Genomic DNA, 11,767 nt, shown 5'->3' with positions numbered 1-11,767 from the left:
AAATGGGGCTCGGGTCAGGGCGTGGCGTGAATTTATTGTTCGGGAAGGAACCCTTGTTGAAACACCGGGTTAAGTTCATCGGGGGCTTCGCGGCCTTCGGCCGGCCCATGAATTGCGTGCAGGACGTTGTTCCAATCAGCTCGCAAGACCCGATGCTGCCCGACACTGGTTTCTCGCCGGATGTCAGCAACGCGGCAGGAGGCGCCTGCAGTACGGCGGTGTACGCACAGATCAGTGGCCGGGTGTCCGAGGTGATGTTCGCCGGTCGTGAAGGGGCTGCCTGAGACTTGCCAGCTTGCTGGCAGCCGGGCGCGACCCGACCTGCACTGGAGCGGGACGGAACGCGATTTCGAAAGGCCCGTTCCCCGTTCCGGCCTTTCCGTCGGATCAGTGCGCAATCGTTGAAAACCACACTACGAAAGAGGAATACCATGAAGAAAACTATCGCCCTGTTCGCAAGCACGGCTCTTCTGCTGACACTCGCAACTGCGCCGGTCCATGCCGAAATGAGCAAGGAACAGAAGGCCGCGGCAGCCTTGGCAATTCTCGGGACGGCGGTCCTGTTGCACCACAACGATCATTATCGCGAGGGCTATGCGCCGGCAGATGGCGAGGCAACGGCGCAGTTCGAGATGGGCTATCGCGACGGGCTGCACAACCACCAATATGCCTCGGACTATCCCACGGAGGCCTACATGAACGGCTACCATGCCGGACAACGGGAACGTACGAACAGCAGGGCGCACCGGACGAACAATGTTGCCGGCGTGAAGGTGCCGAAGGCCGCAATGGATTCGTGCTTCAATGACGCCGTGACGGGTGTCTTTCAGACGAGCCCGCACAACGTGCATGTGGTCAAGGCCGCGCAGGAAGGTGCAGACAACTTCTATATCGAACTCGCGCACGGCCATAAGCATGTGGTCTGCTCGGTCAACTCCAAGGGCGAGATTTTCAACACCGAGTATCGTCGCCTCTGATTGGTTCGTCGGCGGGCCCCAGAAACCGCCGGCGGGGTAGAGGCAGGCTCTTTTATGGGTTTGAACCTGGTATTTGTTCCAGCCTGCCTCTTCCACTCCGCTTTTGTAGTCCGCGTCAGGAACCCGGATGAACAGACCCCGTTCTTCTCTTGTGTTTGTCCGGCCCCGTCTTTGGCGCGGGCGCAGACCACCCGGCAGGTGCCCGGCCCCTGAACCTGCGCGCCCACCGAGTGACCTTGCCGGAAGGAATTCCAACATGCGCCCAATCTCTTTCCCCGCTCTCCTGCTTTCGGTCGCGCTTCTTGCGCCTGCGCCAGTTGCACTGGCGCAAGACGACATGCGAAGCCAGGCCGTCCGCTTTGCTGCCGGAACCTCAGGAACCACGATCACAGACACCATCGTCGGGCGTGAGTCCGTCGCCTACATGCTGGGGGCCGAGGCGGGCCAGCGCATGGTCATCAGCCTGAACGCCAGCAATCTGGCGACCTACTTCACCGTGTTCGGCCCGGGACAGGCGCCGGGCGGCGAAGGCCTCGCCAATTCGGAAATGATCGGGCCGATGGTCCCCGACCTGAACCGGTTTGACTCGGTTCTGTCGACATCGGGCGAATACACCGTGCTGGTCTACATGTACCGTTCGGCTGCGAGACGCGGGGAAAGATCGGACTTCACGCTCGACATTTCGATCGTCGGCGAGAGGTCGGAAATCCTGCACGGCGATTTTGCCGATGGCCTTCAGGGTGGCCCGGATTTTCTGGCAGTCAGGACAGCCACGGCTGGCGGCCATATCAACTTGCGAGATGCGCCCTCGACGGGCGCCACGGTGCTGACTGTGGCAAAGGATGGAACGGTGCTTCGCAACCTTGGCTGCCGGATGAACGAAGGCCGCCGCTGGTGTCAGGTTGCGACCTTGGCCGATCCGGGCATCGAAGCATGGGCAGCGGGCGATTTCTTGATCGAAGCAAGCGGCGGAGACGGTGTTGCGACCCAATTGCCGGACATGGTGCCCGTTCCCGAAGTCGAAGATGTGCTGGTCCCCGGCACCGCGTTCAACGCGACCGGAATGATCTCGTGCGTGCGCAGCGCCGATGCGCCGATGCAAGAGTGCAATTTCGGCGTGATCCGGGAAAGCCCGGGAAGCGGCAATGGCTCGGTCACCATTGATTGGCCCGATGGTGGCAGCCGGGTGATCTACTTCGAGGCAGGAAACCCGGTGTCATTCGACCAGTCCCAGGCAGACCAGGGGCTAAGCATGACGGTCACGCGCACAGAGAACGACATGAACATCGTCATGATCGGCAGTGAAAGGTTCGAGATCCCGGATGCCGTGATCTGGGGCGGTTGACCCGTAGAACCGGGTCGCCGCAACGAAGGGTTCAGCGAGGAGTCGATGTGTGGACAAGGCCGCATTCCAGAAGATCGTCATGCCGGCCGAGCGCATCATCGGCCGCGATCGCGGGCGCCCCTGCCCTTCAGCCTGCATGGCGGCACCGATCCGATTGACACTGGACAGAGGGGCTTTTCATGTCATGTGCTGTTTCGTCAGACAACCTGTTCGGACGATGCCGCACTCTTCTGTCCAGATGATGCGATCTCTTTCCCGATCGCTTGGGCCGGTGACGATGGTCGTCTTGCTGCCCTGGATGTCCGCAGGGCCCCTTGTGCTGGCAAGCCTTTTCATCACGGGTCGCGCACCTCAGACATCCGCTGCCCTTCATGGAAATGTCGTCGCGAATGGAGTGTTCCTGATGCTTGCTCTGCTCATGCTCGGGCTTGGGATGCGGGTCCGTGGCGCGGTCCAGATCGCGGCACGCCCAAGGTCGAACACCTTCTGAGGGATGGTCCGGTCGGCGCCCTTCTGGCGTGGGCGGCCAGGGATGCTGGCGACGCAGTTCCCGAAGGCAACGATGATACCCGCACACCCCAAACCGGACTTCCCCATGAACCGCTTTGCCGAGGCCGCCAAGAGGACCAGACTATTGCTTCAAATCAGTAAGACACAATCAGACGCGCTTCCTGTTGCGATGATCATGGTCATAATGACGGCCCTGCCGGGAACCGCAGCCGGTATCGACGGCCTGACACAAATCGACGGCGCCCTGCAATTGCGCGAACAGGGCTGGCAGCAGCTTCAGAACCTGCCGGAACTCCTTGAGTTTCTTGTAGCGGTCTTGTTTGCTTCAGCGCTCACCGCCTCCATCGCCTACCATCCGGTAGTCAGGTCGGAACGCCGTACGGCGGACGATTACCAAGAGCCGCGGACCCTTTTCATGTTCGGGCTGGTCGGGCTTCTGATCGGTTTCATGGTCCTGCACCACGGCTATCTCATCGGCTTCGTGATCTTCGGTCTGGGCGGGTTGATGCGCTTCAAGACCGATACCGGTGATATCGGAGACACGCGCCGCCTGATCCTCGTCACGCTGATCTCTCTCAGCGTCGGCCTGAATCTACCTGTGATGGCGGCAATCGGCACAGCCTGCGCCTGGGCCATTATCTGGGTCCTTGGTCGGCAGATGCATGTCACGCTGCAAGTTCAGTTCGAAAGCGGCAAGCTTCAGAGACTGAACATGGATGTTCTGCGCGATCTGCTGCGCGAGCGTGGTTTCCAGGTGATCTCGGCAAACAAGCAGAAATTCAAATCGAATGCCGAATATCTGCTGGTCGTTGAAGGCGGTCCGGGCCGCAACGCCCTGCTGCGCGAGATGACATCAATCGTGTCGTCAAAGCTTCACGGCATCACCGACTGGCACATTGACTGATGAGAGGAGCGATGCAGGACCACCGATCAGCGCGGCCGGACAACGCACAAGCCCAAAATGCATTCGTGGCATGTGGCATCTGCGTGATCCTGGCGCTTGTCGGGCTCAGGTCCGAACCTTCCTTCGCACAAGTGACTGAATTTGCACTAGGTGAGGTCGATACGGTTCGCATCGCGGAGCCATCCAGAAAATTCACCGAACCCTCCGGCATCACTCTTGCATCGGACGGAAGCCACTATTGGGTCGTCAGCGACAACAGCGCGACAGTCTTCCTGATGACCGGTAAGGGCAAGCTGAAGCCAAGCGAGGCCCTTTCGGTGGGCGTCGACGATCTTGAAGGGATCACGCTCGACGAAGACGGAAATCGGCTTTTGGCGGTCCAGGAGGGCACATCGACCGTCGTCCAGATCAGCCTGGAAGATGGCTCCGTGTCGGGATTTCCCATTGCCGATATGGCAGGGTTTCCCGAGGTTGCCGAAACCTTCGGATCGCTGCGGACGAACAATGGCCTGGAAGGCATAGCTTTCGACACGAGCCGCCGCGAGGTTCTCCTGGTCAAGGAGGCCAACCCGCGCCTGCTGCTGCGATTGTCGTCGGACCTGACGACCATACTGGGTGCCGTCGTTCTTTCTGAAGAGGATGGCTTCGCCTGCGATGGAACCGACGATTCAGCGTTGGACGTGTCCGATATCCATTACGACCGCCATCGCCGGGTGCTTTGGGTGCTGAGCGACACCGGGGCCTGCATCCTGATCGCCGACCCCGACACAGGCTTGGTCATTGGTCGCGCTCGGGGGCTTTCCCCGGAAAAACCGCTGAGATTGCCGAAGAACCCCGAAGGCATCTCCCTCGATGCGGAGGGCACCAGACTTCGGATCGTGACCGATGACGGAAAGGACTCCCGCATGGTCATCCTTTCAATCGAATGAACCCCAACCTTTTAAAACATCTCGCATCCCGCCAAACAAGGAGCACCTGCCATGCAGAAGACACGCACCAAGATCGTTGCCGCACTCGCCCTTTCCCTTATGTCCGCTGGCGCGGTTGCCGCTGACACGTCCTTCACGGCTCGCAACGGAGGCCCAAGCCAATCCGCCTTGGTCGGCAAGTCCGGCCACAGCCCGGCTGCGGGCCTGGCTTTCGTGCGGCCGGTCCTGAGCGGGGTTCTTTATCGGGCGGGTTTCAAGGGCGGCGACAAGGAACGTGATGGCCTGTCTTCGGGCCAGCGAGAGGAGTTGTGCGGCGCGGGCTTTTCCAGCGCGCGCTATGTCGATTTCGGCAAGAACACGAAATACGGCAACACATCCTGCTCGACGGGCAAGATGACCTATGCGTCGGCAAAATCGACAAGCCCGAGCGAAGTGATGCAGGAACTGCATGGCATCATCAAGGATCCGGGCCGCGGCCCGATGCTGGTGCATTGCATGTGGGGGGTCCATTCGTCGGGCGCGATCTCGGCCATGGCGCTCGTGCAATTCTGCGGCTGGAGCGAGGAGCGCGCGAAGGCTTACTGGAACGACGCCCGAAACGGGGCGGATTGTTCGGATGGCTGCGACGCCTGGATCGACCACCATTTCGACCACTTCAAGTTCAACGCTGCCCTGACCATCAGCGACGCCGAACGCGCCGCAATCTGCCCGAAATGACCACGACGGAGGCCCTCATGCTGTCCAGAACCCTTTTCCTTCTTGCCGTCTCGATCCCGTCGCTGGCGGCCGCCAATGACAGCATCCTTGGCGAAGCCACCACCTTCACCAGCCCGAACGGGGTCAGGGAAACCTGCGTGCGGATCGCGCCGATGCCTGGTGCCGACTATTCCAAAGGCGACCTCAAGGACGAGGCCGCCTTCTGCGCGATCGACCTCTATTCGCCCTCTGTCGGGCTGTGCCCGAAGACCTGGAGCACGAGCCCCGGCATGATCATCCATGATTTGTCGTCCGGACCATACGCGGGCGATCGCGCGGGGTTCGAGCGCAACGCCTGCCCACTGGGGAAGGACGCCAAGTCCCAGTCCGCGGGCGACCTTGCCAAATTCAAGCCGACAATGAATGCGCGCGGCACCAGCGGCACCTTCTCGGCCTCGCCCCTGCTTTATTATCACCTGTCACGCTACTTCGGGGCCGATATCGGGGTGCCCGTCGCCGTATGGCGCAGCATGGACCGGGAACAGCACCTGTCGGAAGTGGCGCGCCCTGGCCTTGCCTTGTCGGGCCACAGCCATTCATCCAACATGAACGAGGCCGGATGGCGAACGCTGGTTGCGGCAGATACTGATCCCACCGCCTATGTCCCGACCTCTGACCTTTTCACGTCCGATCTTAGCGCGGTCTATGGCGTGATGCTGAAATCCAGCGGCGATCGCTACAATTCCGAGGTGAACGGCACCCGGGCATCGGGCTGGGGCAAAGGCCAGAATCTGGACTTCCAGAACACTGCGCCATTCCTTGCGCTACGATCCCCTGCCCAACTGGACAAGGCCATCGCCGAAGGCGTGGCCGAGGCAATCAAGGACAAGCAGATCCGCAAGGACATGGGGGAAAACGTGCACCCCGCTCAGATGGCCTATTGGATGTCGGACATTGCCAATATCGTGCTGCTGGACTTCATGCTCAGCCAGCAGGACCGGGTGGGCAACATCGACTATGTCGCGCGTTGGTTCTGGGTGGAAAACGGCGAGGTGAAATCGCGCAAGGCAGTCAGCCACGGGGCCGAAACCGACCCTCCGCCGGAAGGGGCCGTACGGATCAAGCGGACGCATCTCAACGACAACGATGCGGGTGGCAGGGTCGAATATGCGAATTTCGCGAAATCCACCGAGATGCTTCAAAAGCTGCGTCACTTCCCTGTCGAAACCTATCGAAAGCTGATGGCGCTGGACGCGGATTTGCAGGCTCAGGGTCCGCTCCATGCCTATCTTCGCGACAGTTTCGGCCTTGCAACAGCGCAGTTTGAACAGCTGGTCACCAATACCGCCCTTGCAGCCAATATCCTTCGGACAAGCTGCGAACGGGGCGACCTGCGCTTTGATCTCGACCCACAAGCATTTCTTGTCAGTGGATCAGTGACAGAGGCCGACATCGCATGCGACGGACAGGATTGAACCGGCGCGCCTTTCTGGGCGCAACTGTTGCGGTCGGGCTTGTTCCCGGCGTGGCACAGGCAGCATCGCCGCTGACGATCGCGGTGATCTCGGATCTGAATGGAAGCTACGGATCGACAGAGTATGACCAGAGGGTGCATGACGCGATCCGGTCCATCCGGACGCTGACGCCCGATCTCGTCATTTGCACCGGCGACATGGTGGCAGGCCAGAAGACCGGCCCGCACCTTTCGGACCAACAGATCGCCGCCATGTGGCAGGCCTTCCACGTCGCGGTCACCCACCCCTTGACCGACGCAGGCATCCCGTTGCTGGTCACGCCCGGAAACCACGACGCTTCGGCTTATCCGGGCTTTCAGGCCGAACGGCGGGCCTTTGACCGGACCTGGACGGAAAATGCCCCGCAGGTCGAAATCCTCGACGGTGAACGTTACCCCTTCCGCTATGCCGCCTCGCACAAGGGAATCCTTCTGATCGGGCTCGACATCACGGTGGCAGGGCGCCTGCCGGTCGAAGAAATGGAGTGGCTCGACGGCCTGCTGCGCGATGAGGGCGACAGGCACGACGTGCGGCTGGTTTTTGGTCATCTTCCTGTCTGGCCGGTCACACAGGGCCGCGAGAACGACGTCATCGGCGATCCCGACTTCATGACCTTGCTGGTCAATCGCCGGGTGGATGCATATCTCAGCGGGCATCACCACGGCTGGTATCCGGCACGAAAGGACGGCGTGCTGCTCTTGTCGCAAGCCTGTCTTGGTGGTGGTCCACGCAAGTATATCGGCGGCGAGCGGGCAGAGCGCGGCTTCGGCCTGTTGAAACTGGGCACCGGTAAAGGGCTCGCCTTCTCCAGCCGCGCCGCGCCGGACTACACGGTTCCGATCGGCCAATCCCGGCTGCCCGCGCAAATCGGGCGGGGGTCGGCAGGGCTTGTTCTTTTTTCCCGGGATGCCCCGGACCTGTAGACGTTCGGTCCCGTCATCGACGGCACCGGCGTCTCGCAGGGCCTTCGGTGAAATGATCGCCTGCCAGTTTTCGACCGTGTGATCTCGCGTACGCGGGAGGCGGACAGCTTTCCATCAGGAACGGGACAAAACCCGCACGGCATATCCCGAAACCCGCGGCTGTTCGGGTCCCTGCACCCAAGATCGCCAGGCGACGGGAAAGCGGGGGGCAAGGCCCCCGCCTGTCTTGATGCGCCGGGGCCGCGTTCTCAGCAAGCGGTGTGCAGATGAGTTCCGCATGCGGCACGGGCCCCATTGCGCATGGGGCCCGCCGGGATGGCGTCACAGCTCGAAAAAGACATCGTTTACACCGAACTGCGCCACGTTGCTCGCATCCGAGGTAAAGATCAGATCCAGATCTGCGGCCTGAACGGTGCCCGTTCCGTTCGAGACATGCAAGAAGACGGCCAAGTCGCTCCGATTGCGCACATAGAACAACTGGGCCGTGCCAGCGGTCGTCGTGCCGGCCGTCTGCGACACAAACTGTGCCACACTTGCGCTATCAAGCTGGGTTGGCCCGACAAAGAACACAAACTCGTTGCTGCTGTCCCAGGTGGTCGCATTGCCCGTGCCGCCAAGGAGGATGTCGTTGTCGATCGTCGCGTCGCCATTGCCGATGTTGAAGGTCGACATGTCGAAGATGACCCTGTCGTTTGGGTCCATCGCGCCGGCGATACGGTCCACCCCATCGGTGGAGTTGAATACGAAACGATCGTCGCCAAGACCGGCGTTCAGCGTATCGTTTCCACCACCTCCGATCAGGCGGTTGCGGCCCAACCCACCTGTCAGCACGTCATTGCCTGCGCCGCCGTCCAGCGTGTCGTTCCCCGCCCCGCCCGAAAGACTGTCGTTGCCAGCACCGCCCAACAGCACGTCATTTCCGTCACCGGATGAGATGGTGTCATTGCCGCCCCGACCATCAAGGGTGGAAGCCCCGTTGGCCGAACCATCGATCCGGTTGTTCAGGGCGTTCCCCGTTCCGGTGAAGTCGCCCGATCCAACAAAAACCAGATTTTCGATGTTGTCACCCAGCGTGTAGCTGTTGCTGGTGGAGTTCACCGTGTCACTGGTGCCAGCACCCGATTTCTCGATGATCGCATCATTGGCGTTGTCGACGATATACGTGTCGTTGCCGGTGCCGCCATCCAGCGTGTCCACGCCCGCGCCGCCATCCAGCCTGTCATCGCCGGCGCCCGCGACCAGCCGGTCGTCACCTTGCAGGCCCAAAAGCGTATCGTTTCCGACGTCGCCGACGATGTAGTTCGTGAGGTCATTGCCCGTGCCAGTGAAATCGCCAGTGCCGGCGAAGACCAGGTTCTCGATGTGGGAACTCAGCGTGTAGACGTTTGCAGTGGACCGGACGGTATCTGATCCCTCGCCCGGCAATTCCGTAATGCGGTCATTGGTGTTGTCGACGCGGTAGGTGTCGTTGCCATCGCCGCCCGACATCGTGTCCACCCCGGCGCCCCCATCCAGCGTGTCGCTGCCATCGCCGCTGCTCAGCAGGTCAGCGCCCTGCAGGCCCACAAGCGAATCGTCGCCGCCGCCGCTGACAATGCTGTTGGCGGCGCCGTTGCCGGTACCGGTGAAATCGCCGGTGCCGATGAAGAGTAGGGTCTCGACGTTGTCGCCTAGCGTGTAGACGTTCGCCGTGGACCGGACGATATCGCGGTCACCCTCACCTGCCAGTTCCTCGATAACGTCATTGGTGTTATCGACGAGGTAGGTGTCGTTGCCAGTGCCGCCTGACATCGTGTCGACCCCGGCGCCGCCATCCAGTGTGTCGCGGCCACTGCCGCCGGTCAGCCGGTCAGCGCCAAGCAGGCCCGCAAGAAAGTCGTTGCCGTCGCCACCGATGATCTGGTTCGCCAATTCGTTGCCGGTGCCGGTGAAATCGCCGGTGCCGGTGTAGCGCAGGTTTTCGAGGTTGGCCCCCAGGGTATAGCTGCCAAGCGTCGTGCGGATCTCGTCCTCACCGCCGCCAGCCTCTTCCAGAATCTTTTCCTTGGTGTTGTCCACGATATAGACGTCGTTCCCGGCCCCGCCGACCAGCTTGTCCGCCCCACCGCGCCCGTTCAGCGTGTCGTTTCCGCTGCCGCCCGAGATCCGGTTGGCAAGGCCGTTGCCGTTGCCGGCAAAATCGCCGGTGCCGGTGTAGCGCAGGTTTTCAAGGTTGGCCCCCAGGGTATAGCTGCCAAGCGTCGTGCGGATCTCGTCCTCACCGCCGCCAGCCTCTTCCAGGATCTTTTCCTTGGTGTTGTCCACGATATAGACGTCGTTCCCGGCCCCGCCGACCAGCTTGTCCGCCCCCCCGCGACCGTTCAGCGTGTCGTTTCCGCTGCCGCCCGAGATCCGGTTGGCAAGGCCGTTGCCGTTGCCGGTGAAATCGCCGGTGCCGGTGTAGCGCAGGTTCTCGATGTTGGCCCCCAGGGTATAGCTGCCAAGCGTCGTGCGGATCTCGTCCTCACCGCCGCCGGTTTCCTCGACAATCGTTTCCTGGGTGTTGTCCACGATATAAACGTCGTTCCCGGCCCCGCCGATCAGCTTGTCCGCCCCCCCGCGACCGTTCAGCGTGTCGTTTCCGCTGCCGCCCGAAATCCGGTTGGCAAGCCCGTTGCCGTTACCGGTGAAATCGCCGGTGCCGGTGTAGCGCAGGTTCTCGAGGTTTTTGCCAAGCGAATATGTCGTGAGCGAGGTCAGGACGCTGTCGCCTCCTTCGTTCCCCTGTTCGACCACGAGGTCGCCCGCCTCAGAGACGACGTAGGTGTCATTGCCTGCTCCTCCGTAGAGCGTGTCGTTCCCAATGCCGCCGTCCAGAGTGTCGTTGCCACGGCCGCCCACGAGGGTGTCCCCCCCGCCCCGCCCGGACAGCGCATTGTTTCCCGCGTTTCCAAGCAACCGGTTGCCCAGGTCATTGCCGGTGCCCGAAAGGTTGCCCGTCCCCAACAGATCGAGGTTCTCGAAGTTGTCCCCCAGAACGAAGCTCACCTTGGACCGAACAAGGTCCCGCCCTTCGTTCGCCCGTTCGACGAGAACGTTGTTCGCGCTCGAAACAAGATATGTATCCGATCCGTCGCCCCCCACGAGGCGATTGATGCCCAAGAAACCGCCAAGCGTGTCGTTTCCGGCGCCGCCCTGCACCGTGTCGTCGCCGACGCCGCCCCAGACCTGGTCATTTCCCAGGCCACCCAGGACCGTGTCATTTCCCCGATATCCCCAGACCGTGTCATCGCCGGCGCCACCGCGCAATTCGTCGGCGCCCTTGCCGCCAAAAAGCTCGTCTTCGCCCGTTCCACCCAGAATGGTATCGTTTCCCTTGCGTCCCCTGACCGTGTCGTTCCCGGCCGCACCGACGAGGCGATTGTCAAGATTGGTGCCAACGATCAGATTGTCGGACCGGTTGCCGGTTCCGGATATCGCCCTTGCGCCGACAAGCTGCAGGTTTTCGATGTTTTCACCAAGGACATGGTTGACCGAGGCAATGACGAGGTCTGTGCCCGCGCCGACAAGTTCCTTGGCGCGATCGGCGACCGAATTGAGGTGATAGGTGTCATCCCCATCGCCACCGAACATTCGATCCGCCCCGGCGCCACCGTGAATGGTGTCGGCGCCCCTGTCTGCGTGGATGACATCGTTGCCGTCACCGGCTCTCACGATATCCGCGCCTGCGGTTGTGCCAGCAATCTCGTTCAAACCTGAGGGTACGGTAAGTCCATCGCCACGGCGATGAATGAAATCCGCATTCTGCGTTCCGTCAATTTGTGCCATCTGCCCTTACCGAGTCCGAATTGAGATCTGCCGCACACACCGAGATATCGAATCGCCAACCTTCCAAAGGTCCGGTGAGACGTCTGCACTGAGCGTGTGAAAGTGGCCCCTAAATGGTTGTCGGAACGATCAGTTTGTCAATTGAAGGGGATTCCGGATTGC

The 11,767-nt window shown here is 61.5% G+C and carries 10 protein-coding genes; 9 read left to right on the top strand and 1 reads right to left on the bottom strand.

From position 1 onward, the window contains the following. The first annotated feature begins 56 nt into the window (after positions 1 to 56). The 9 genes from E7811_RS15405 (at position 57) to E7811_RS15365 (ending at position 7,798) form a co-directional block, all read left to right on the top strand. Positions 57 to 284 carry a hypothetical protein gene (locus E7811_RS15405; RefSeq protein WP_136395536.1) on the top strand — a complete coding sequence of 76 codons (228 nt, stop codon included), beginning with the start codon at positions 57 to 59 and terminating at the stop codon, positions 282 to 284. A 147-nt stretch (positions 285 to 431) separates the two neighbouring features. Continuing rightward, positions 432 to 977, top strand: a complete 546-nt coding sequence (locus E7811_RS15400; protein WP_136395535.1) for a hypothetical protein — start codon at positions 432 to 434, stop codon at positions 975 to 977. Positions 978 to 1,314: 337 nt separating this feature from the next. Continuing rightward, positions 1,315 to 2,322 carry an SH3 domain-containing protein gene (locus E7811_RS15395; protein WP_168733056.1) on the top strand — a complete coding sequence of 336 codons (1,008 nt, stop codon included), beginning with the start codon at positions 1,315 to 1,317 and terminating at the stop codon, positions 2,320 to 2,322. 49 nt (positions 2,323 to 2,371) lie between these two features. Further along, positions 2,372 to 2,812 (top strand): hypothetical protein, encoded by a 441-nt coding sequence (locus E7811_RS15390; RefSeq protein ID WP_136395533.1) that lies wholly within the window; start codon positions 2,372 to 2,374, stop codon positions 2,810 to 2,812. A 42-nt stretch (positions 2,813 to 2,854) separates the two neighbouring features. After that, entirely contained in the window at positions 2,855 to 3,736 is an 882-nt protein-coding gene (locus E7811_RS15385; protein WP_136395532.1) for a hypothetical protein, read from the top strand. Positions 3,737 to 3,747: 11 nt separating this feature from the next. Next, positions 3,748 to 4,665 carry an SdiA-regulated domain-containing protein gene (locus E7811_RS15380; protein ID WP_168733055.1) on the top strand — a complete coding sequence of 306 codons (918 nt, stop codon included), beginning with the start codon at positions 3,748 to 3,750 and terminating at the stop codon, positions 4,663 to 4,665. Positions 4,666 to 4,716: 51 nt separating this feature from the next. After that, positions 4,717 to 5,382 (top strand): hypothetical protein, encoded by a 666-nt coding sequence (locus E7811_RS15375; protein WP_136395530.1) that lies wholly within the window; start codon positions 4,717 to 4,719, stop codon positions 5,380 to 5,382. 17 nt (positions 5,383 to 5,399) lie between these two features. After that, the gene (locus E7811_RS15370) at positions 5,400 to 6,836 is read left to right on the top strand and encodes a hypothetical protein (protein WP_136395529.1); all 1,437 of its coding nucleotides are present in this window, start codon (positions 5,400 to 5,402) and stop codon (positions 6,834 to 6,836) included. Beyond that, the gene (locus E7811_RS15365) at positions 6,833 to 7,798 is read left to right on the top strand and encodes a metallophosphoesterase family protein (protein ID WP_168733054.1); all 966 of its coding nucleotides are present in this window, start codon (positions 6,833 to 6,835) and stop codon (positions 7,796 to 7,798) included. The genes E7811_RS15370 and E7811_RS15365 overlap by 4 nt, the downstream gene beginning before the upstream one ends. A gap of 321 nt (positions 7,799 to 8,119) precedes the next feature. Here E7811_RS15365 and E7811_RS15360 read toward each other — a convergent pair whose 3' ends face one another. Further along, a complete protein-coding gene (locus tag E7811_RS15360; RefSeq protein ID WP_136395527.1) occupies positions 8,120 to 11,605 on the bottom strand; it encodes a beta strand repeat-containing protein in 3,486 nt (1,161 codons plus the stop codon). Positions 11,606 to 11,767 lie beyond the last annotated feature (162 nt).

The organism is Aliigemmobacter aestuarii (assembly GCF_004799285.1).
Classification (GTDB): Bacteria; Pseudomonadota; Alphaproteobacteria; order Rhodobacterales; family Rhodobacteraceae; genus Aliigemmobacter; species Aliigemmobacter aestuarii.
The sequence above is the reverse complement of the archived record's forward strand: the minus strand, read 5'-3'. Positions and strand labels throughout refer to the sequence as shown.

What these genes read in the sequence shown, in the direction of transcription:
- E7811_RS15400 (WP_136395535.1), top strand. Translation starts at nt 432, where the DNA reads ATGAAGAAAACTATCGCCCTGTTCGCAAGCACGGCTCTTCTGCTGACA.
- E7811_RS15395 (WP_168733056.1), top strand. Translation starts at nt 1,315, where the DNA reads ATGCGAAGCCAGGCCGTCCGCTTTGCTGCCGGAACCTCAGGAACCACG.
- E7811_RS15385 (WP_136395532.1), top strand. Translation starts at nt 2,855, where the DNA reads ATGCTGGCGACGCAGTTCCCGAAGGCAACGATGATACCCGCACACCCC.
- E7811_RS15380 (WP_168733055.1), top strand. Translation starts at nt 3,748, where the DNA reads ATGCAGGACCACCGATCAGCGCGGCCGGACAACGCACAAGCCCAAAAT.
- E7811_RS15375 (WP_136395530.1), top strand. Translation starts at nt 4,717, where the DNA reads ATGCAGAAGACACGCACCAAGATCGTTGCCGCACTCGCCCTTTCCCTT.
- E7811_RS15370 (WP_136395529.1), top strand. Translation starts at nt 5,400, where the DNA reads ATGCTGTCCAGAACCCTTTTCCTTCTTGCCGTCTCGATCCCGTCGCTG.
- E7811_RS15360 (WP_136395527.1), bottom strand. Translation starts at nt 11,605, where the DNA reads ATGGCACAAATTGACGGAACGCAGAATGCGGATTTCATTCATCGCCGT.